This is a genomic window from Pseudomonas sp. GD03842, assembly GCF_029841165.1.
In the GTDB taxonomy this organism is placed as follows: Bacteria; Pseudomonadota; Gammaproteobacteria; order Pseudomonadales; family Pseudomonadaceae; genus Aquipseudomonas.
Genome location: NZ_JAOCEA010000019.1, coordinates 81,878 through 102,344, shown reverse-complemented (window position 1 = coordinate 102,344; position 20,467 = coordinate 81,878). Strand labels below are relative to the sequence as shown.

The window sequence follows — 20,467 nt, the reverse complement described above, 5'->3', positions numbered from 1 at the left end:
GGTGAATCGGCGTCACCTCAGCCAATGGATCAGCTCTCGATGTCGGGACCGTTCAACCCTACCATGGGCGCCGCTGAGATCGCGGGCAGATCCGTCTGCCCAGGTACTAGGCGGCCTCAACCCTGCAACGCCTAACCCGGCAATCGCACCGTTTTCTTCGCACTGGTAAACAATCCCCACGTCGACATGAACAGCGCCGCAACCATCGGCCCGATCACAAACCCGTTCAACCCAAACACCGCCATCCCGCCCAGCGTCGAAATCAAAATCAGGTAATCGGGCATCCGCGTGTCCTTGCCCACCAGAATCGGCCGCAGGACATTATCCACCAGCCCGATCACGAACACCCCGAACAACCCCAGCACCACCCCCTGCCAGATCATTCCGCTGACCAGAAAGTACACCGCCACCGGCGCCCAGACGATGCCCGCCCCCACAGCGGGGAGCAGCGACAAAAACGCCATCGCCACCGCCCACAGCAGTGCGCTGGGAATGTCCAGCACCCAAAAAATCACACCACCCAGAGCCCCCTGCGTCACGGCCACGACCACATTGCCTTTCACCGTCGCCCGGACGACACGGGTGAACTTCAGTTGCAGACGACGCTTTTGGGGCTCGGCCAGTGGGATCGCCGTGCGAATCCGGCGCACCAGTTCCGGCCCGTCGCGCAGGAAGAAAAACAGCAAGTACAGCATGATGAAAAAACTCACCACGAAATCGAATGTGCCCTGCCCGAAGCTGAACGCCTGCGTGGCCAGGTATTGGCTGCCTTGCATCGCGGTTTTGGAAATCTTGTCCTGCAAGCTGTTGAAATCCCCCATCCCCAGGCGATCGAGCCAGTGTTGGAGAGAAATGGGCAGAACCGCCTTGAACTCGGCCAGGTATTTGGGAATGTCCAGTTGGCCACTTTCGACACTCTTGTACAGCGCAGCACCCTCCTGGACCATCAGCAGGCTGATGATGATCACCGGCAGGATTGCGATCAGCAGGCACACCGTTAATGTGCACAGCGAAACCACATTGCGCTTCCAGCCAAAGCGCGCCAGGAACCGCCGCTGCAGCGGGGCGAAGATAATGCCCAGGATCACCGCCCAGAACACGGCACCGTAGAACGGTAGGAGGATCCAGATGAACGCCAGGGTGACCAGCACCAAGAGCAGCATCAGGGTTTTGTTTTGAAGCGCGGTTTCGTTCATCTTTCTTCCATGTCGTCGAGGGCTGCTGAGCGCGGCCTGAACGTTAGTCCGCCAATCGCTGCAGGAGTGCCCACGGTGATAGGTCGACGAGGAAGCGGTGGATGGGCAGGCCTTGCGACGCGCCCATCCGAACCTAGATGCGGAACTGCCGCACCAGTTGACCAAGACGTTGATTGAGCTCGGTCAGGTTGCGCGAGGTCGTGGCGCTGTGTCGGGTCTCGTCGGCGACGCTTTCTACGGCGACGGCGATCTGATGAACGCTGCGATTGATTTCCTCGGCGACGGCGGTCTGCTCCTCTGCCGCACTGGCGATCTGTGCGTTCATCGAATTGATGGTGCCGATCAACTGGCCGATGGTGTCCAGCGAAACCCCCGCCTCGTTCGCCCGCGCCGAGGTGCCGTCACCGGCCTCGCTGGAGCGGCGCATCGCTTCTACCGCCCCCTGCGTACCTTGTTGCAACCGATCGATCATGCCCTGGATTTCCTGGGTGCTTTGCTGTGTGCGGCTGGCCAGCGCACGCACTTCATCGGCCACCACCGCGAAGCCCCGCCCGGCCTCACCGGCCCGCGCGGCTTCGATTGCGGCGTTGAGCGCCAACAGGTTGGTCTGCTCGGCAATCGAACGAATCACCCCGAGTACGCCGACGATGGAGGTCACGTCATTTTGCAGGCTGTCCAACGAGGTGCCGCTGTGGCGGATATCGTTCACCAGCGCATGGATCTGCTGAATGCTGCCATTGACCACCCGCTTGGCGGCCTGGCCCTCTTCGTCGGTCTGTTGCGCGGCCACCGACGCCCCTTGCGCACTTTTCGCCACTTCCTGCGCCGCCGCTGACATCTGGTTGATTGCCGTGGCGACCTGATCGGTTTCGTGTCGCTGACGCTCCATGGCCTGTTCGGAACGTTGCGCCTGGTCCGTCACCTCGCCCACCAGCATCGTCAGTTGTGAAGTCATGTCGGCAATCTGCCGGACCAGGCCGTGGATCTTGTCGACGAAGCGGTTGAACGAATTCGCCAGGTCGCCCAGTTCGTCTTGCGAGGTCACCGTCAGACGACGGGTCAGATCGCCCTCTCCCGCAGCGATGTCATCCAGATTGCCTTTCATCAAGCGCAACGGACGCAGAATGCTACTGGCCATCCACACCCCGATCAGGGCGATGATGATCAGTAACAAAGCCGCGATGCCGATGATACTGATCAGCATGTCCTTCATTCGCTCGGCGACGACCTGGCGCACTTCGGCGACCTTGGCGTCGATATTGTCCAGATTCACTGACGAGCCCACCGCCATGTCCCATTTGGCCAGGTATTCGGAGTAGCCCAATTTCGGCACCAGTTCGTTGGAGCCGGGCAACGGCGAGGAATATTCGAGGTAATGGGTACCTGCTTTCGCGACCTCCACCAACCCGGCGTTGACGTAAACGCCGTTGGGGTCGCGAGCGTCCTTGAAGCTTTTGCCGATGCCGTCCGGGCTGTCGCCCTTGAACAGCCGCACCGCTTGAGAGTCGTAGCCGAAAAAATAGCCGTCTTTGGCGTATTTGACTTGCGAGAGCATCTTGATGACTTGCGCGCGGGCCTGCAGGTCCCCCGGCGCCGAGGCGTCATACAGCGGCTTGATCGTACCCATGGCGACCGCAACGTAGCTTTGCAGCGTGGACCGGGCTTCGGCGAGCAAGTGCTGACGGGTTTCATCGACCTCTCGATCGGCCTGCTGACGCAGCATGACCACCGTGCTGACGCTGATGATCAGCGCGAACAGCAACACCGGAAGCACCGCCAGGGACAACACTTTGGCTTTCAGATTGAGCCGCATACGTATCGGGACCTTTTATTATTGTGTGCACTGCCACGAGGGGCGCCTTACCTGCTTAACGGCCCAGCGCGCGAAAAGTTGAGACGGCGACGGCGATCATTCTTGAAGGGTCGGGACATGCGAACCGGCATCGACCGTCGGGACGGCACTGAACAGGCTGGGCAGTCGTACCGGTACATCCAGTGGCCGGGTTCGCGTTGCGCTATACCCTGCTTTCGGCCGCTGGACCAAGGAAGGTCAGTGAACGCTTTGCCTGTCGGGCAGCTCGATGCGTACCTGCAATCCTCCCAATGGACTGTCCAACAAGTGGATATGGCCGCCCCAGGACTCGACGATGTCCTTGACGATGCCCAGTCCAAGACCATGGCCCGTCACCTGCTCATCCAGCCGGTGACCGCGTCCGACCACGTCTTCACGCTGAACCGGAGGAATCCCGGGGCCATCGTCGTCGATCAGCAGGCGATAGCCCTCGGGCGTTTCCGTGATCGACAGGCGCACCGTGCTGTCGGCCCATTTGCAGGCGTTGTCCAACAGGTTGCCGAGCAGTTCGAGCATGTCTTCGCGATCCCACGGGAGTATGAGCTCCGGTGCAACATCGTTGCTCAACGCCAAGTGTTCGCCATGGATCATCTGCAAGGTGGAAAACAACCCTGGCAACTCCGCGTCGCAGTCGAATCGCACGCCAGGCAACGCGTCCCCCGACAACCGGGCCCGGTTCAGCTCACGTTCGAGGCGTTGCTGAATCTGCCGCAACTGATCCTGCAGCGTGGCCTGGATCTGCGGGTGCTGGGCCAACTTTTGCCCCTGAGCCAGGCTCATCAGCACGGCCAAAGGCGTTTTCAGCGCATGGCCAAGGTTGCCCAGTGCATTGCGCGAGCGCTTGAGGCTGTCTTCGGTGTGCGCCAGCAGGTGGTTGATCTGCGCCACCAAAGGCTCGAGCTCCAGGGGGACAGCCTCATCCAAGTGCGTGCGCTGGCCCTGTTGCAACTGCTGGATCTGATCCCGTGCCCGGTCCAACGGCCGTAGCGCACGCCGCACGGTGATCCGTTGCAGAATCAGAATCAACATCAGCCCCCCCAGCCCCAAGGCAAGACCGATGCGCTGCACCAGCGCAAAGCTGGATTTGACCGGAGTGTAATCCTGAGCGACGGTGATGGAAATCGGCTGGCCAAATTTGCGGTATTCGGTGTGCAGCAGCAACAGCGATTGGCTGGCCTTGGCCAATTTCACGTCGGCGTTGAGGCCGGGCGCGTCCGGTTGCGGCAATTCAAGATCCCATAACGAGCGCGAGCGCCAGTGACCGCCGTCGAAGTCGATCCGGAAGTAGTGGCCCGAATAGGGTCGTTGGTAGCCGGGCGATAGACGATGCTCGTCCAGTTGCAGCCCCGACGGCCCACGCACGATGGCAACGAGCAACATCTCGGCGTCGTTGCGCAGCCCGGATTCCAGGTACCGTTGCAATCCGACTTCGAACAGCCACAGGCTGATCTGTGCCAAGGCCAGGCCGATGATCAGCAGGACGCTGATCAGGCCGAGGCTCAGCCGTCGTTGGATCGACCTCACCCCCCGCCCCCGCCAAACCGGTAACCCTGACCACGACGGGTCTCGACGACCGCCCGCCCCAGCTTGCGCCGCAGGTGATTGACGTGCACTTCAATCACGTTGGAATCGCGCTCGTTTTCGCCGTCATACAAATGGTCGGCCAGGTGGCCTTTGGAAAGAATCTGTTCGGGGTGCAGCATGAAATAGCGCAGCAGGCGAAACTCAGCGGCGGTGAGCTGAATCTCTTCGCCCTCCCGGGTAACGCATTGCCGACCTTCGTCCAGATGCAGCCCGGCGGCTTCGAGCTTCGGCTGGTTGGCCAACCCTCGCGCGCGACGCAGCAGCGCCTGAATCCGCAATTGCAGTTCTTCTGGATGAAAAGGCTTGGTGAGGTAATCGTCGGCGCCGGCCTTGAGGCCCTCGATTCGCTCGGCCCACGAGCCGCGCGCGGTCAGCACCAGCACAGGGGTCGACAAACCATCCGCTCGCCATTTCTGCAGGACTTCAAGACCCGGGATGCCGGGCAGCCCGAGGTCCAGCACAATGATGTCGTAAGGCTCGCTCGCCCCCTGATGGATAGCATCACGGCCATCAGTAAGCCAGTCGACGGCGTACCCCTGGCTCAAGGCGCCGACCAGTTCGTCCGCCAGGGGTACGTTGTCTTCAACCAGTAACAGGCGCATGGGGCATTTTCCTAATCGTCTTCCTTGTCTTCGAGCAGGCGACTGTCGCGTGCGTCGAACTTCAGTTCGCGGACCACATGGTCGTGGGTCAGCAATTCGATCTCGTAGACCAACACATCGTGTTTTTCTTCCAGCTCGGCTTCCAGCAACTTCGAACCGGGGTAACGCCCCAGCGCCTGCTCGATGAATTGCTCCAGCGGGAGGATCACCCCCTGCTGGCGCAATTTGAGCGCTTCGTCCTGATCAAGGTCCCGCGCTGCACTGACCGTGCAGAGCAGCGCGGTGGCAACCGCCAGCAGACCATGGACGAAGCGAACGCCGAAACGTTCAGGCCTGGTCATCAGGTGTCCTGATGATCTTTGAGCACTTGGCCGCTGACGGCATCCAGCTCGACGTCCCACTCGACGCCTTTGCCGTCGCGCAATTCGACCTGATAGACGTATTTGCCATATTCCTGTTCCAGCTCGGTTTCGGTGATGGTGGCGTTCGGGTGCTTGGCCAGCGCCGCCGCGTTGAGTTTTTCGAAGGATTGAATAGTACCTGCATCGCGCAGGCGCAGCGCCTCATCCGGGCCCAGATCGCGAGCCTGAACATAGCCGGCGGTGGCGAAGAGGGCAGAAGCGGCAAAGAAGGCAGTGAATGTGTTCATGGCAAGTCTCCGTTTCGTTCATTGGGTTGACGGGACTTACGATAAACAACCGAACTTAATTCAAACTGAATTCTCTGGCTAGGTGCCATCATCACGGACGACCGCCCGCCGTCTGCGTCACGGGTATACTTTGCCACCGTTCAATTCCGGAGCCTCCATGACCGCGATTCACATCAAACGCCCCGCACTGACCCTGAAAGCCGGTCGGCGCGCGCTGACGCGCATTCGTGAGCGCGGACTGGCCCCGGAGGACGTGGGCACGCTCCCGGGTGCGGCGGGTGGCCCCAAAGCCCTCGGGATTCAGGGGCTCGACCTGGCCCTTTTCGGCGACTGGCTGCCGCGCGCCCCACGCGAACGGGCGTTGATCGGGGCCTCGATCGGCTCTTGGCGATTTGCCAGTGCCTGCCTGCCCGATCCCGTCGCAGGGCTGGAGCGGCTGGGCCACTTGTACAACGAGCAGTGCTTCGCCAAAGGCGTGACCATGGCCGAAGTCAGCCAGAGCTGCACCCAGATGCTCGATGACCTGTTGCAAGGCCGCGATGCCAGCGTCCTGAGCCACCCGCTTTACCGCCTTAACATCATGGTCGTCAAAAGCCATGGCCTGCTGGCGCGGGATCATCGTGGCGGGCTGGGGATCGGGCTCGGGTCGGTGATTGCCGATAACCTGCTGGGACGGGCGCGTCTGTCGCGACATTTCGAGCGCGTGATTCTACATGACGCGCGGCAACTTCCGCCGCTGTCGGCCCTCACGGACTTTCCTTCTCGCTGCCTGCCGCTGGACACCGCCAACCTGCGCCAGGCGCTGCTGGCTTCCGGGTCGATCCCCATGGTGATGCAGGGCGTCATGGACATCCCCGGCGCCGGCCCCGGCACCTTTCGCGACGGCGGTCTGCTGGACTATCACTTGGACCTGCCCTACAGCGGCAGCGATATCGTTCTGTATCCCCATTTCACCGACAAAGTCATTCCCGGCTGGTTCGACAAGACCCTGCCCTGGCGGCGCGGCGATCAGGGCCGCTTGCAGGATGTCCTGCTGCTGGCGCCTTCGCGGGAATATCTCGCGGCGCTGCCGTTCGGGAAGCTGCCGGACCGCAGCGATTTCAAACGCTTCATGGGCCAGGACAAAGCGCGCCAGCACTATTGGCGAACGGCGATGGAGCAGAGCCGAAAGCTGGGTGACGAGTTTCTGGAGCTAGCGGACAGCGGGCGCCTGGCAAGCCGCCTCGAACCGCTGGTGTGACCATTCGTTCAACCAAGCGGTCAGGTTCTGGCCGCCCCACGGCCAGGCAATGCTGATAAACTCGCGACCTGCATTTCTTCGCCTCGGCGATCGCCACCTTTCAAGGCCCTGACTACTGTGGAAATCTTCAAAGAATTTACCTTCGAATCGGCCCACCGCCTGCCCCACGTTCCCGAGGGCCACAAGTGTGGCCGCCTGCACGGCCACTCGTTCCGCGTGGCGATCTACCTGCAGGGCGAGCCCGATCCGCACACCGGCTGGATCCGTGACTTTTCCGAGATCAAGACGATCTTCAAGCCGCTTTACGAGCGTCTCGATCACAACTACCTGAACGACATTCCCGGTCTGGAGAACCCGACCAGCGAGGTGCTGGTCAAGTGGATCTGGAAGGAATTGAAACCGCTTCTGCCGGAGCTGTCGGCCATTCGCATCCACGAGACGTGCACCAGCGGCTGCGTCTATCGCGGCGAGTGATCGAGTGAGGCGGCGTTCCACGAAAACCACCTGCCCAGGTGGTTTTTTTTGTCGCTCGGATGAGCGATTCCCTCGCCACTGGCCAGGCCCATGCTGTTGCAAAGCGCAACGATCAAAGCAACGTGCCAACGTGAAACTGTGCCGATCAATGCGTTAGCGGCTGTATTGCAATAAAAGATCACGAGTGCGTATAGGCTTGGCGTTCCCTTTACCGACCGCTCCAAGGATCCCCGCATGACCGACGCCACCCGCGCGCCGTTGCGCCCACTGCGCGACTCCTCCCCTTCGGCCATCGTGGCGGGCTTCATCGCGATGATGACGGGCGTCACCAGCTCGCTGGTGCTGATATTCCAGGCGGGCCAGGCCGCCGGCCTGACGTCGGGGCAGATTTCCTCCTGGATCTGGGCGCTGTTCATGGGGATGGCGGTGTGCAACATCGGTCTGTCATTGCGCTATCGCTCACCGATCACCGTGGCCTGGTCAACACCTGGCGCAGCGTTGCTGATCACCAGCCTTGGGCATGTGGCCTATCCAGAGGCGATCGGCGCCTTCATGACCAGTGCGGCATTGGTGCTCATCTGTGGGATCACCGGCAGCTTCGAAAAGCTCATCAGTCGCTTGCCGACCTCCCTCGCCGCAGCCTTGCTGGCCGGGATCCTGTTCAAGATCGGCAGCGAGATTTTCGTCGCTGCGCAACACCGCACCGGCCTGGTGCTGAGCATGTTTTTCACGTACCTGATCGTCAAGCGCTACTCGCCTCGCTACGCGGTGCTGATGGCATTGCTGGTGGGGGTTGCCCTGTCGGCGATGCTCGGCATGCTGAATTTCAGCGGTTTCACCCTGGAGGTGGCGATTCCCGAATGGACCACCCCTGCGTTTTCGCTGGGCGCGACCATCAGCATTGGCATCCCGCTGTTCGTCGTGGCGATGACCTCACAAAACATGCCGGGTATCGCCGTGCTGCGGGCCGACGACTACCAGACCCCCGCGTCACCGCTGATTTCCGCTACCGGTCTGATCTCGTTGATCACTGCGCCTTTCGGCGGCCACGGCATCACGCTGGCAGCGATTAGCGCCGCCATTTGCACCGGCCCTCACGCCCACGAAGACCGCAACAAGCGTTACACGGCGGCCATTTGGTGCGGGATTTTCTACGCCATCGCGGGGGTCTTCGGCGCGACGCTGGCGGCCTTGTTTGCGGCCTTTCCCAAGGAGCTGGTGCTCTCCATTGCGGCCCTGGCCCTGTTCGGCTCGATCATGAACGGGCTGACAGTGGCCATGAATGAGCCGAAGGAGCGTGAAGCGGCGCTGATCACTTTCATGGTCACCTCGTCGGGGCTGACGCTGTTTTCCATCGGCTCGGCTTTTTGGGGCATCGTGGCGGGCGTGCTGACGCTGATGATCCTGAACCCGCGCAAATGAAAACGGCCCCGCTTCGAGGGGCCGTTTCGCATCGTAAACATCGCCGACGGCAGAGCGTTACGACGAGCCAACGCTGGCACGCGAGGCGCCGGGGGGGCTCAAAGCCTGAAATGCCCCACCATGCCTTTCAGTTCCATGCCCAGCGACGCCAATTCGATGCTCGAGGCAGCGTTGCCCTGCATCGCCAGCGCCGACTGATCGGCGCTGGCGCGGATGCTGGTGACGCTGCGGTTGATCTCTTCAGCCACCGAGCTTTGCTCTTCGGCCGCGGCAGCGATCTGCTGGTTCATCTGCTGGATCAACGACACCGCCGCCGCAATGCTGCCCAACGCGCTCTCCGTCTGCAGGGCATCGCTGACGGCCAGTTTGACCAGCTCACCGCTGCTCTGGATCTGAGCCACCGAGGTCTGGGCACTGGTTCGCAGACGAGTGACCAGCCGCTCGATTTCCTCGGTCGACTGCTGAGTGCGCTTGGCCAGCGCCCGAACTTCGTCGGCCACCACCGCAAAGCCCCTGCCCTGCTCGCCTGCCCGGGCCGCTTCGATGGCCGCATTCAGCGCCAACAGATTGGTCTGCTCAGCCACGCTTTTGATGACGCTCAGTACCTTGCCGATGTCCTGAATTTCGGCGCTGAGGCTTTCGATACTGTCGCTGGCCGAGTTCGCCGAGCTGGCCAGTTGCTCGATGCGCTGCATGCTCTGGCGGACCACCGCCTGGCCGCTGTCCACCTTGTTATCGGCCGTTTGCGCGGCAAGCGCGGCTTCCTCCGCATTACGCGCCACATCGTGCACGGTGGCGGTCATTTGGTTCATGGCCGTGGCGACCTGCTCGGTTTCTTCTTTCTGGGTACTGACTTCCAGATTGGTCTGCTCGGTCACCGCCGACAGTGAATGGGCGGACGTTGCCAATTGCTCGATCCCCGCCTGCAGGCCGCTGACGATACCGCTCAGGCCGGCGCCCATCTGCTGCATGGCCTGCATCAATTGACCGATTTCATCCTTGCGCGTGACTTGCACGGTGCCGCTCAGATCCCCCGCCGCGATGCGTTGGGCTGTGGCGATCACCGAGCGCAGCGGTGCGACGATGATCCGGGTAATGAGAAACGACGCCACGAGCCCCACAAGCAACGCCAGAATCGACGAGCCGATGATCTTCAGCGAGTTGGCGTGCAGTTCGCCCAGCATCGACTGGTCTTCGGCGTCATAAGCCTGGTTGACCTGTTGCACCACCGTTTTTGCGTTGCTGGCCAATTGCTGGGAGACCTTGGCCTCATCCGCCAGCAGACCGGTGTATTCATTGAGCTTGTCGCTGAAGTTGCCGATGTGACCGATGACTTCCGTCAGCACCGTCAGGTAGCCCGCGTCCTTGATCACATCCTTGAGTTGATTGGCCATGTCCTGAGCCTGCACCGCTTGCTCGATCTTGCCCGTCTTGGCCTCTTCGCCAGTGCCGGTCTTGCGGCTCTTGTCCAGTCGCACTCGCGCTTCGTCCAGTGCCTGCATCATCAGCTTGGAAATCTGGCCGATCTGGCCGGACTGCTCGATGAACTCCGAGCCCTGCTGGCCCTGGGAGTCCTTGAGGGTGTAAGCACCGTCATCGGCGAGCCCCGCCTGCAGCACGTCGAGGTTATTGGCCACGCTGGAGACCGACCAACTGGCCATCTCCAGCGCCAGGTCCTTGCTCTGGCTGATGCTGACGAACTCGTCGAAGGATTTGCGATAGGCCGCCAATGCCTGCTGAACCTCGCCCATCACCTGCTGGTTCACCGCCGAACTGGCTTTGAGTTGCTCGGCCTGCGCGTTCAGAGCATCGAGCCCCGCATGCAGTGCCTCGACCACCTTCGGATCGCTGTGCAACGCGTAATCCTGCTCCATCAGGCGAACGCGGTTGAGGCCGGTATTGAGTGCCGTCATCTGCTTGAGGCTGTCGAAATGCACGCTGATCGAACGCAGCGACCAGACGCCAATCGCGGCGACCAGTGCGGTCAGCAGTAAAACGAGGAGAAACCCGATACCCAGTTTTTTTGCCATACCCAGGTTGGCAAAACGCGATTGCACGGCCGACATCATTCGATCATCCCCAATCACAGCGTAAAAGGCGCACACAGCGAAGCCGCATTCAACACGGCCATTCAATTTTCGTGCAGAGTCGCAATGGGTAAGCGGCAAAACAAGCGCTTGACGTCAGTTTAATGGCAAATAGCTACGTCAGCGTCGCTTCCAGAATGGTTATCGGCCGTCCCAGGCGTTTCAACAGGATTGCGGATGCGATAACGGGTTGCCATTAAGCAGAAAACTACGTGAGGGCCCGGTCCTGGCGCCGCAAAACCGGGCACTTTGGTGACAACTGTGCGCCAGTAACGCGCTTTCAGTCAGGCCCGTCAGCGCGCTGCCGGGGAGACGGTCAGCGTACCCGCATCCGCATCGAGGGTGGCCTGGCTGCCCAGGGCAACGGCAAGATTGCGGTCACCGTGGCCAATGGAAAGCCCGCCGAGCAACGGAATACCCAGCGAACCCAGCCGCTCCATCAGCACCTCTGGCGGCCGGATCGGATTGTTGCCGTGGCCGGGCTCACTGAACTGCCCGACGGCGATGCCGGCCACGCGCTTCAGCAGGCCGCAATTGCCCAAATGGGTCAGCAGCCGATCCACCCGATAGGCCAGCTCGCCCACGTCCTCGATCAGCAGGATCGCGCCTTCCAGATCCGGCATGAAGGGTGTACCGACACAGGTGCTGAGGATGCTCAGGTTGCCGCCCAGCAGGGTCCCCCGGGCGACACCGCAGGTGCGGACGCTGTAGGTAGGCTCGTCACGACTGGCCTCCACCACCATTGGCGCGGTACTCATCAGCACGTGGCGCAGGGTGCTGGCGAACAGGCCGCCGCGTTCCAATTGCGCGGCCACCGGGCCGTGCACCGTGACCAGCCCGGTGTGCTGCCACAGTGCCGCATGCAGGGCAGTGATGTCGGAAAAACCCACCACCAGCTTGGGGTCCTGTCGCACGGCGTCGTAGTCCAGATGGTCGAGAATGCGCTGCACGCCATAGCCGCCCCGGTTGCACAACACGGCGCGAATTTCAGGATCCGCCAGCGCATCGTTCAGGTCGGCTGCTCGGCTGGCATCACTGCCGGCCAGGTAGTGGTCGGCGTCCAGCGCATGGGGATAAACCCTGGGCCGCAGCCCCCACGCGCTCAATTCCTGTACGGCCGCCAGAACCCTTGCCTCGGCGACAGGCCCGGCGGGCGACACCAAGGCCACGGCATCGCCTGCGCGCAGGACGGAAGGGTTCAGGACAGGACGGGCAACAGACATCTCGACAACTCGACAGGCATTGGACTGAACCGGCAATTTAGAGCACTCCCTGCATTGAATCCAGTGATGAAAGCCTGGATGGCAATCCGTTGGGCGTCGGGCACCGCGCGCGCCATTCAACTCATTCTGTCGTTCGGGCCAGGCCCGCGACTGACCTGAAACCGAGTGACGCTTTTGCGTAACCAGCCCATGAAGCCCCTTGCATCCACCACCTCAGGCTGGGTTTCCAGCAGTGCGGCTCGCGCTTTGCTGCGGAATTTCGCCAGCCCCGCCAGCGCGCCCAACAATTCGTTGTGGGCTTGCAGCCACGGGTCGAGGTCGGCTTTGTCTATCCGGTAGATCATGCAATCCGTAAAGGCGCAGAACCGACCGACCGTGGGACTGGCGTCGACGAAGCCGGTTTCACCGAACAGCTCGCCAGGCCCCATGCGCCCGACTTCCATCCACCCTTCCGGGCGCTGGATGGACACTGACATTACGCCGGATTCGATGATGTAGAGCGCATCGGGAATCACGCCTTCGGCCAGCACGACGTCCTTGGCCGCATAGGAGCCCAGGTGCATGTGCTGCTCAAGTTGAGCACGGTCGTCATCCCCCAGCATGCGCAGCGCGCCCACGGTGTTGAGCACCGCCGACTGCCGCGTGGCCGGGCGTGTCTGGTCCGCTCGGGTTTCAGTGGCCGCCAGTTGTCGATGGATGAGGTCATAGAGCTGGTTGCGCACCGCCGTGCGTCGGTCCCGGGATTTCACATAGCCGGTGACCTCATACTCGACGCTGCGCAAGCCGGACCTGACCACGACCGCGGACGCCTTGGGCTGAGCCAGCAGTTCCCGACAGCCGAGAATCGCCTTGTCGAGGGAGTCCAGCACCAGGCTGGGACGCAAGCGTGTCGGCAGCTCGATGTTCAGGCTGATGGCATGGAAGTGGTCAGGACGACTGAAATTGACGATGCGTGTCTTGGCCGCCATGGCATTGGGGATCACCGCCATGCTGCCTTCGGACGTCAGCAAGTGCGTAGACCGCCAGTCGATCTCGATCACTTTGCCTTCGATGTCGTCAACGCGGATCCAGTCGTCGACGCGAAACGGCTTGGTGGCATTGAGCACGATGCCGGAAAACACATCGCCCAGGGTGCTCTGCACGGCCAGACCGAGAATGATCGCCACCGCGCCCGAGGTCGCCAGCAGACCCTTGACGGGCAGATCCAGCACATAGCCCGCGGCTGCCACCCCTGCAACCAGGAAGATGATCGCGCCCATCACGTCTTGCAGCAAATGCCCTTTGCCGCCGATGCGCGGCTCCATGACCACCACGATCAGCACCGTCAGGGCACGCGCGCCGAACAGCCACCAGGCAATGGTCAGGAGGGTCGCCAACACGTGCCGGGGCACCGACCAATCGGCGGGGACCGGATACAGCGGGCTCAAGCCACCGTCGAGCAGCGCCATGCTGAAGAGCACGAACAGCACCAGACGGCACGCCAGCTTGCGTCGCAGATAACGGGGGTGCAGCCACTGCCAAAGCAGCAGATCGATGACCAGTAACACGGCTGCGCTGATGAGCGGGTAGGCGAACCACAGGTGATCCATCGACGGTCTCTGGCGGTCAGTAACCCTTGCAGCGTAGCTGAATCCCCAGACCGCAACTGCGGCCGGAACCCTACTGACGGCCCGGCTACCGAGCCGCGATCAAAATGCGGTCACGCCCCCGTCCACCGCCAACGAATGCCCAGTGGTGAAGGCGGCCCCATCGCTGCACAGATACAACACCGCACTGGCGATTTCCTCAACCTTACCGATGCGTCCTACCGGGTGCAGGGTAGCGGCGAACTCGGCCTTGCGCGGATCGGCCTCATGGGCGCGACGGAACATGTCGGTGTCGATCACCGCCGGGCATACCGCGTTGACCCGAATATGCTTTTTCGCATATTCGATGGCAGCCGACTTGGTCAGCCCGATGACGGCGTGCTTGGACGCGGCATAAATGCTCATCTTGGGTGCGGCCGAAAGGCCAGCGATCGACGCGGTGTTGACGATAGCGCCTCCACCCTGTGCCAGCATGACGGGCAACTGGTACTTCATGCACAGCCACACGCCTTTGACATTGACGCCCATGATCGCATCGAATTCGGCTTCGCTGCCTTCGGCCAGGCGCCCCTTCTCGATCTCAATGCCTGCGTTGTTGAAGGCGTAATCCACTCGCCCGAACGCTTCGACGGTTTGGGTCATCATTTGCCGGACGTCGGCTTCCTTCGTCACATCGGAACGCAGGAACAGCGCTTGGCCGCCAGCCTGACGAATCCGCTGGGCGGTGGCTTCACCGCCATCGACGTCCAGATCGACCACGACCACTTTCAATCCTTCCTCGGCGAAGGCCAGCGCGGTGGCCTGGCCAATGCCGGCGGCGGCGCCGGTCACCAGGGCGACTTGCCCGGAAAACGTCATGCTCATGGGTTCAGCCTCTTGTCATGGGTGGGGGCCAGTCTAGCGACGAGCCCGGTGTCTGCATCAGCACTATCAAAGCCCCGGTTGCAGCCCCATGCGTGGCGGTGATGGCGGGGTCCATACGCGGGGCATGCGCATCAATCCGATGGATCGGCGCGCATTCGCTCGACGGGCTTTGCTTGCCGCAAACGCAGACCAAGGCTATGACTGACCTTTCCCTCTCACGCAGGAGACCGCCGATGAGCACCCTGAACAACCGCCAGTTCCTCCTGGCCCGCCGCCCGACAGGGGCTGCCAGCCGCGACGATTTCACGTTTCAGACCGTCCCCTTGGCCGAAATCGCCCCCGGTCAGGTGCAGGTGAAGAACGAGTACCTGTCGCTGGACCCGGCCATGCGCGGCTGGATGAACGAGGGCAAGTCGTACATCGCTCCAGTGGGCTTGGGTGAAGTCATGCGGGCGCTGGGGGTGGGACGGATCATCGAGTCGCAGCACCCGTCTTTCGCGGTAGGCGACTACGTGCAAGGGGTGCTGGGCGTACAGGATTATTTCGTCGGCGATCCCAAAGGGTTGCACAAGGTCGATCCCACGCTGCTGCCCCTGCCCGTTTACCTGGCGGCGCTGGGCATGACCGGAATGTCGGCCTACTTCGCGTTGTTGGAAGTCGGTCAACCGAAGCCAGGCGACACCGTGGTGATTTCCGGGGCGGCCGGTGCGGTGGGCAGCGTCGCCGGGCAGATCGCCAAGATCAAGGGCTGCCGGGTGATCGGCATCGCGGGCGGTCAGGAAAAATGCAAGACGCTGGTGGAAGCGTTCGGTTTCGACGGCGCCATCGATTACAAAAACGAGGATCTACATGCCGCCCTGAAACGCGAATGTCCAAAGGGCGTGGACCTGTTCTTCGACAACGTCGGGGGTGACGTGCTCGACGCAGTGTTGACACGCCTGGCCTTCAAGGCGCGCGTGGTGATCTGTGGCGCGATCAGCCAATACAACAACAAAGAAGCGGTCAAAGGCCCGGCCAATTACTTGTCGTTGCTGGTCAACCGGGCGCGCATGGAAGGGTTTGTCGTGATGGACCATGCCGAGCATTTCGGCAAGGCAGGGAGGGAGATGGCGGGCTGGCTCGCCCAAGGCAAGCTCAAGAGCAAGGAGCACGTGGTCGAGGGCCTGGAAACCTTCCCGGAAACCTTGCAGATGCTGTTCAACGGAGAAAACCACGGCAAGCTGGTGCTGAAGGTCTGATTGTGTCTTGCCGGGGGGGGGGGGCAGCGGCCAAGCGCCGCCGCTGGCCCCCGTGGCGGGTATCGAAGCCGCCACGGGGGCCAGGCAAGGGTCAACAGCAACCGAGGAGGCCGTCGCAGCAGTTGTGAAATTTTCGTAAAAAAATAGAGGCTTAATGATAACAATTTGCAATACGTTTCTGTATTCTACTCCGCCACACCACAGTGCCGCAGGGAAGCGTCTGGCAGCTGGATCGAGACTCGTACAGGAACTTCCTCCATGGCTATTCGCTTCCCCTCCCGCCCTACTCTGCTGGCGCTGTGCTGCTCGGTCAGCGTCAGCACCTGGTCAGCCGAGCCACTCGAGCTCGGCGCCACAGACGTCAGTGCCGATGCTTTCAAACAACCGCAGAGTGCCCTGCCCGAAGCGTTTGCGGGTGGACAGGTCGCGCGCGGCGGACAGATGGGGTTGCTGGGCAACCAGGACACTATGGATGTCCCCTTCACCCTGACCAGTTACACCGCCAAGTTGATCGAGGACCAAGGCGCGGAGAACGTCGGCGACGTGCTGCTCAACGACCCTTCCGTGCGCATGTCCGGGGGCTTCGGCAACCAGTCGCAAGCCTTTGTGATTCGCGGGCTGCCACTCAACGGCGATGACATCTCGTTCAACGGGCTCTACGGCGTGCTACCCCGCCAGATCATCTCGGTGGATTCGGTCGAACGCGTCGAGGTGTTCAAGGGCCCCAACGCTTTCCTCAATGGTGCCAGCCCCACGGGTACCGGCCTAGGCGGCAACGTCAACCTGCAACCCAAGCGCGCCGAAGACGTTCCGACGCGCCGCTACACCCAGGACATCAGCACCGACGGCCGCGTTGGCGAGCACCTTGACCTGGGCCAGCGCTTCGGTGAAGACAACCGCTTTGGCGCACGCCTGAACCTCAGCCAGCGCGAGGGCGAGACCGCCATCGACGACATGGACCAACGCTCGAAGCTGTTCATCGCCGGGCTCGACTACCGGGGTGACCGTTTCAGGCTTTCGACCGATTTCGGCTACCAGAAAGAGCGCATCAACCATTTGCGCAACAACGTACGGCTCGGTGCCGGGCTGACGCGCATCCCTCACGCGCCCGATGCCGATCACAATTACGGGCAGGACTGGAGCCACCAGGAAACCGAAGACACCTTCGGCATGTTCCGCGCCGAATACGACTTGAGCGACAGCTGGACGGCCTACCTGGCTGGCGGCGGCAAGCACACCCGGGAAACCGGCGCCTATGGCACGCCCACCCTGACCAATGCCGCGAATGGCAACGGCACCATCAGCTCATCCGACACCATCCACAACGAAGACAACGGCACGTTCATGACCGGCCTCAACGGCAAGTTTCAGACCGGCCCCATCAGCCATCAGGTGGCGTTGGGCGCCGCGAGCATCTGGACCCGGCAAGAGAACGGCTACGTCTTCTACAACAGTGTGCCGACCAATATCTACAACACCCCGTCGATCCCGCGGCCAAGCACCGTGACATTGGTGGGCGGCGATCTGGGCGACCCCGACCTGGCTGGCAAAACCCGCAACCGCAGCATCGCCCTGTCGGACACTGTCGGTCTGTTCGACGATTCGCTCCTGCTGACCTATGGCGTGCGCCGCCAGCAACTGCGGGTGGAGAACTACAACGTCAACTCCGGGGCGCGGACCTCCCTGTACGACGACGGCATCACCACGCCGGTGTATGGCATCGTCTACAAACCCACCGAGACCCTGTCGCTGTATGCCAACCGCATTGAAGGGCTTGCCCAGGGGCCGACCGCCAGCGGCAATGTCCTGAACATCGGACAGACGTTCCCACCAGGCCGGACCAAGCAGTACGAGGCAGGGCTGAAGCTGGACATGGGCACCTTCGGTGCCAACCTCGCGGCCTTCAGGATCGAAAAACCCACCGAAGGCTTCGTCGATTCGGCGACCAACCTGTATCTGCGCGAAGGCAAGCAGGTCAACCGCGGTATCGAGTTCAGTGTCTTCGGTGAACCGCTGGACGGCCTTCGCCTGTTGGCGGGCGCCACGCGCATGGAGTCGAAACTGGAGGACACCGCGGGCGGTGCCAACGACGGCAACCATGCCGTGGGCGTACCGACCTTCCTGATGAATGCCAGCGTCGACTGGGAAGTGCCGGGGCTACAGGGTGTCGCGCTCAATGCACGCTTCCTGCGCACCGGCGGCCAATATGCCAACCCCACCAACACCCTCAGCCTGCCGACCTGGAACCGCTTCGACGCAGGCGCCCGGTATGGCTTCAAGGTGGCGCAGAAGGACGTGACGTTGCGGGTGAATGTGGAGAACATCGCCAACAAGGATTACTGGGCTTCAGCCAACGGCGGCTACCTGAGCCAGGGCGACCCTCGCCTGGTGAAGTTCTCCGGAACCATCGATTTCTGATTCGCCTTCAGCCCACCCGTCGGTGGAAGGCGTGAGCGGCCTGCAACGGCCCCTCACGCCCGACAGGCCTGCCAGGACGGCAGCCGTTTTCAACCGTTGCCGTGCAGCTTGCTCATCAGTTGCGCTTCAGCCTGGGTCAGGCCGCAGGATTGGGTCAGCTCGTCGACGCTGGCGCCCATGCTGACCAGCCGTGCCGCTTGGGCGAAGGACAAGGTCGAGGGGTCACGCTGTTCCAGGGCAGTGATCTTGTCTGGCAGCGGCGCGACGATAGCCTGCAGTTCGTGCAGGTCCTCGCCCATTTTTACCGTACCGCTCTGGTAGTTTTCCAGGCGCCGAGCCAGTTCACGAATGCGCTGGTCGCGCAGCGAGTCGGCTTCGACCTGCTGCGTGGCCAGGGTGCGCTGGCGTTTGCTGTGGGCGATGAACAGCGCGATGGTCACCACCCACAGGACCGCCAGAAAAAGAACAGCCACCTCAAGAATCAATCAGATGTTCTCCAGCTCGGACCACTCTTCCTCGGACATCATCTTGTCCAGCTCGACGAGGATCAGCAGTTCGCCGTTTTTGTTGCACACGCCCTGGATGAATTTGGCGGATTCGTCGTTGCCCACGTTTGGCGCGGTTTCGACTTCCGACTGGCGCAGATAAACCACTTCCGCGACGCTGTCCACCAGGATCCCGACCACTTGCTTGTCGGCCTCGATGATCACGATACGCGTGTTGTCGCTGACTTCAACCGGCGGCAGACCAAAGCGCTGGCGGGTGTCGATCACTGTCACCACGTTGCCGCGCAGGTTGATGATGCCCAGGACGTAGCTCGGGGCTCCCGGCACTGGCGCGATCTCGGTGTAGCGCAGCACTTCCTGAACCTGCATCACGTTGATGCCATACGTTTCGTTGTCCAGGCGGAAGGTGACCCATTGCAGGATCGGATCTTCGGAACCCTGTGCTGACGACTTCTTCATACCCCTAACCCCTTGCGTGTTGTGCTTGCTCTGCGGACGACGCGCTTACGCCGTCCTGTGTTTATTAGATGATGCGTGTTGATTCAGCTATTTGCGCGGTTGCATTTGCTTGACCGCGCCGCTGGCGATCAGCTCTGCGAGTTCGGACACGTCCAGCAGCGCACACATGTGCTCGATGACCGTCCCGGCGAGCCACGGACGCTGGCCGCGCTGGGTCCGCCATTTGATTTCATCCGGCTCCAGGCGCAGGGAACGGCTGACCTGATGCACCGCCAGCCCCCACTCGTAGCCCTGCACCGAAATCACGTATTGCAGGCCCTGCCGGAAATCGTCGCGATAGCGGTCCGGCATGATCCAGCGCGCGGTGTCCAACACTTTCAGGTTGCCCGCCTGGCTGGGCAGGATGCCCAGAAACCAGTCCGGCTGGCCGAACAGCGGTGTCAGTTCCTGGCCTGCCAGCGGGTAAATCGACCCCAGGCACACCAAAGGCACGGCCAGCGTCAGCCCTGCCACGTCGAACAACAGGCATTCGAAAGGCTCGGCGGCCCAGGCTGGGCGCTCGTCCGAGTTCGGCGGTGGCGTCGGGGTGCGCTGCGACGGCAGATGCACCTCGACGACCGGCTCGATCAGGGTGGATACCTGCCCCGGAACGACCCGCTCGGCAGCGACCGGTTCGACAATCACCGGCGCAACCACTGGCGGTGCGATCACCGGCGGCAAGATGACCGGCTTTTCCAGCACCGGGGCCACGGCCGGCTCGGCGACCGGCCTCGGCGCAACGGGCCGCACGTCACGAGGCATCGCCCGATGCGGCTCGGGGGTGAAAGCCAGCGAAACCGGTGCTGGCAGAACGACCGGCACTGCTGCCGCCACCGCTTCGGCGACCGCCGAGCGCATGCGCGCGTCATGGGCCTGCTCTTCGAGCACGGCCGCTTGAAACTCATCCAGCTCGGTGGCCGCTTCCAGCTCTTCGGTAGCGTCCTGCAGCAGCGCGTCCAGATAGTTCTGCAGCGCCGTTTGTGGCCGTGATGCAATGTCCAGAGGGCGGTTGTTCATACAGGAGCCCG

General features: G+C 62.2%; 18 protein-coding genes. 5 read left to right on the top strand and 13 right to left on the bottom strand.

Annotated elements, in window-relative coordinates; translation table 11 throughout:
* Window positions 1-131: 131 nt before the first annotated feature.
* From N5D61_RS23090 to N5D61_RS23065, 6 genes are all read right to left on the bottom strand, one after another.
* A complete protein-coding gene (locus N5D61_RS23090) occupies window positions 132-1,196 on the bottom strand; it encodes an AI-2E family transporter (protein ID WP_112198786.1) in 1,065 nt (354 codons plus the stop codon).
* Window positions 1,197-1,329: 133 nt separating this feature from the next.
* On the bottom strand, window positions 1,330-3,009 hold the full coding sequence (locus tag N5D61_RS23085) for a methyl-accepting chemotaxis protein (protein ID WP_279894322.1): 1,680 nt from the start codon (window positions 3,007-3,009) through the stop codon (window positions 1,330-1,332).
* A 237-nt stretch (window positions 3,010-3,246) separates the two neighbouring features.
* Window positions 3,247-4,572: an ATP-binding protein gene (locus N5D61_RS23080; RefSeq protein ID WP_279894321.1), complete on the bottom strand. Its 1,326-nt coding sequence runs from the start codon at window positions 4,570-4,572 to the stop codon at window positions 3,247-3,249.
* On the bottom strand, window positions 4,569-5,234 hold the full coding sequence (locus tag N5D61_RS23075) for a response regulator transcription factor (protein ID WP_279894320.1): 666 nt from the start codon (window positions 5,232-5,234) through the stop codon (window positions 4,569-4,571). Before N5D61_RS23075 ends, N5D61_RS23080 begins: the two co-directional genes overlap by 4 nt.
* An 11-nt stretch (window positions 5,235-5,245) precedes the next feature.
* Entirely contained in the window at window positions 5,246-5,575 is a 330-nt protein-coding gene (locus tag N5D61_RS23070; RefSeq protein WP_279894319.1) for a PepSY domain-containing protein, read from the bottom strand.
* Window positions 5,575-5,883: a PepSY domain-containing protein gene (locus N5D61_RS23065; RefSeq protein ID WP_279894318.1), complete on the bottom strand. Its 309-nt coding sequence runs from the start codon at window positions 5,881-5,883 to the stop codon at window positions 5,575-5,577. The genes N5D61_RS23070 and N5D61_RS23065 overlap by 1 nt, the downstream gene beginning before the upstream one ends.
* A 157-nt stretch (window positions 5,884-6,040) precedes the next feature.
* Here N5D61_RS23065 and N5D61_RS23060 point away from each other — a divergent pair, with 157 nt between their 5' ends.
* From N5D61_RS23060 to N5D61_RS23050, 3 genes are all read left to right on the top strand, one after another.
* On the top strand, window positions 6,041-7,123 hold the full coding sequence (locus N5D61_RS23060; protein WP_279894317.1) for a patatin-like phospholipase family protein: 1,083 nt from the start codon (window positions 6,041-6,043) through the stop codon (window positions 7,121-7,123).
* 117 nt (window positions 7,124-7,240) lie between these two features.
* On the top strand, window positions 7,241-7,597 hold the full coding sequence (queD, locus tag N5D61_RS23055) for a 6-carboxytetrahydropterin synthase QueD (RefSeq protein WP_108240163.1): 357 nt from the start codon (window positions 7,241-7,243) through the stop codon (window positions 7,595-7,597).
* 234 nt (window positions 7,598-7,831) lie between these two features.
* Window positions 7,832-9,019, top strand: a complete 1,188-nt coding sequence (locus N5D61_RS23050) for a benzoate/H(+) symporter BenE family transporter (protein WP_108240162.1) — start codon at window positions 7,832-7,834, stop codon at window positions 9,017-9,019.
* 98 nt (window positions 9,020-9,117) lie between these two features.
* Here the strand turns inward: N5D61_RS23050 and N5D61_RS23045 are convergent, their stop codons facing one another.
* The 4 genes from N5D61_RS23045 to N5D61_RS23030 all read right to left on the bottom strand — a co-directional run bounded on the left by N5D61_RS23045 (window position 9,118) and on the right by N5D61_RS23030 (window position 14,779).
* The gene (locus tag N5D61_RS23045) at window positions 9,118-11,088 is read right to left on the bottom strand and encodes a methyl-accepting chemotaxis protein (RefSeq protein WP_279894316.1); all 1,971 of its coding nucleotides are present in this window, start codon (window positions 11,086-11,088) and stop codon (window positions 9,118-9,120) included.
* A 311-nt stretch (window positions 11,089-11,399) separates the two neighbouring features.
* A complete protein-coding gene (locus N5D61_RS23040; protein ID WP_279894315.1) occupies window positions 11,400-12,329 on the bottom strand; it encodes an LD-carboxypeptidase in 930 nt (309 codons plus the stop codon).
* Window positions 12,330-12,445: 116 nt separating this feature from the next.
* Window positions 12,446-13,918, bottom strand: coding sequence for a mechanosensitive ion channel family protein (locus N5D61_RS23035; RefSeq protein ID WP_279894314.1), 1,473 nt, complete (start codon window positions 13,916-13,918; stop codon window positions 12,446-12,448).
* A 99-nt stretch (window positions 13,919-14,017) separates the two neighbouring features.
* Window positions 14,018-14,779 (bottom strand): SDR family oxidoreductase, encoded by a 762-nt coding sequence (locus tag N5D61_RS23030; protein WP_279894313.1) that lies wholly within the window; start codon window positions 14,777-14,779, stop codon window positions 14,018-14,020.
* A 233-nt stretch (window positions 14,780-15,012) separates the two neighbouring features.
* On the opposite strand from N5D61_RS23030, the gene N5D61_RS23025 reads away from it, so the two are divergent.
* Both N5D61_RS23025 and N5D61_RS23020 read left to right on the top strand, forming a co-directional pair.
* Complete coding sequence (locus tag N5D61_RS23025) at window positions 15,013-16,017, top strand: NADP-dependent oxidoreductase (protein ID WP_279894312.1); 1,005 nt, start codon at window positions 15,013-15,015, stop codon at window positions 16,015-16,017.
* A gap of 258 nt (window positions 16,018-16,275) precedes the next feature.
* Window positions 16,276-18,435, top strand: a complete 2,160-nt coding sequence (locus N5D61_RS23020) for a TonB-dependent siderophore receptor (RefSeq protein ID WP_279894311.1) — start codon at window positions 16,276-16,278, stop codon at window positions 18,433-18,435.
* 89 nt (window positions 18,436-18,524) lie between these two features.
* Here N5D61_RS23020 and N5D61_RS23015 read toward each other — a convergent pair whose 3' ends face one another.
* The 3 genes from N5D61_RS23015 to N5D61_RS23005 form a co-directional block, all read right to left on the bottom strand.
* Window positions 18,525-18,920 (bottom strand): DUF2802 domain-containing protein, encoded by a 396-nt coding sequence (locus N5D61_RS23015; RefSeq protein ID WP_108240154.1) that lies wholly within the window; start codon window positions 18,918-18,920, stop codon window positions 18,525-18,527.
* The gene (locus N5D61_RS23010) at window positions 18,921-19,400 is read right to left on the bottom strand and encodes a chemotaxis protein CheW (RefSeq protein WP_062385949.1); all 480 of its coding nucleotides are present in this window, start codon (window positions 19,398-19,400) and stop codon (window positions 18,921-18,923) included.
* A gap of 87 nt (window positions 19,401-19,487) precedes the next feature.
* Entirely contained in the window at window positions 19,488-20,456 is a 969-nt protein-coding gene (locus N5D61_RS23005; RefSeq protein WP_279894309.1) for a CheW domain-containing protein, read from the bottom strand.
* Between the last annotated feature and the right edge of the window lie 11 nt (window positions 20,457-20,467).

What these genes read in the sequence shown, in the direction of transcription:
- N5D61_RS23090 (WP_112198786.1), bottom strand. Translation starts at nt 1,196, where the DNA reads ATGAACGAAACCGCGCTTCAAAACAAAACCCTGATGCTGCTCTTGGTG.
- N5D61_RS23085 (WP_279894322.1), bottom strand. Translation starts at nt 3,009, where the DNA reads ATGCGGCTCAATCTGAAAGCCAAAGTGTTGTCCCTGGCGGTGCTTCCG.
- N5D61_RS23075 (WP_279894320.1), bottom strand. Translation starts at nt 5,234, where the DNA reads ATGCGCCTGTTACTGGTTGAAGACAACGTACCCCTGGCGGACGAACTG.
- N5D61_RS23070 (WP_279894319.1), bottom strand. Translation starts at nt 5,575, where the DNA reads ATGACCAGGCCTGAACGTTTCGGCGTTCGCTTCGTCCATGGTCTGCTG.
- N5D61_RS23065 (WP_279894318.1), bottom strand. Translation starts at nt 5,883, where the DNA reads ATGAACACATTCACTGCCTTCTTTGCCGCTTCTGCCCTCTTCGCCACC.
- N5D61_RS23060 (WP_279894317.1), top strand. Translation starts at nt 6,041, where the DNA reads ATGACCGCGATTCACATCAAACGCCCCGCACTGACCCTGAAAGCCGGT.
- N5D61_RS23050 (WP_108240162.1), top strand. Translation starts at nt 7,832, where the DNA reads ATGACCGACGCCACCCGCGCGCCGTTGCGCCCACTGCGCGACTCCTCC.
- N5D61_RS23045 (WP_279894316.1), bottom strand. Translation starts at nt 11,088, where the DNA reads ATGATGTCGGCCGTGCAATCGCGTTTTGCCAACCTGGGTATGGCAAAA.
- N5D61_RS23040 (WP_279894315.1), bottom strand. Translation starts at nt 12,329, where the DNA reads ATGTCTGTTGCCCGTCCTGTCCTGAACCCTTCCGTCCTGCGCGCAGGC.
- N5D61_RS23035 (WP_279894314.1), bottom strand. Translation starts at nt 13,918, where the DNA reads ATGGATCACCTGTGGTTCGCCTACCCGCTCATCAGCGCAGCCGTGTTA.
- N5D61_RS23030 (WP_279894313.1), bottom strand. Translation starts at nt 14,779, where the DNA reads ATGAGCATGACGTTTTCCGGGCAAGTCGCCCTGGTGACCGGCGCCGCC.
- N5D61_RS23025 (WP_279894312.1), top strand. Translation starts at nt 15,013, where the DNA reads ATGAGCACCCTGAACAACCGCCAGTTCCTCCTGGCCCGCCGCCCGACA.
- N5D61_RS23020 (WP_279894311.1), top strand. Translation starts at nt 16,276, where the DNA reads ATGGCTATTCGCTTCCCCTCCCGCCCTACTCTGCTGGCGCTGTGCTGC.
- N5D61_RS23010 (WP_062385949.1), bottom strand. Translation starts at nt 19,400, where the DNA reads ATGAAGAAGTCGTCAGCACAGGGTTCCGAAGATCCGATCCTGCAATGG.
- N5D61_RS23005 (WP_279894309.1), bottom strand. Translation starts at nt 20,456, where the DNA reads ATGAACAACCGCCCTCTGGACATTGCATCACGGCCACAAACGGCGCTG.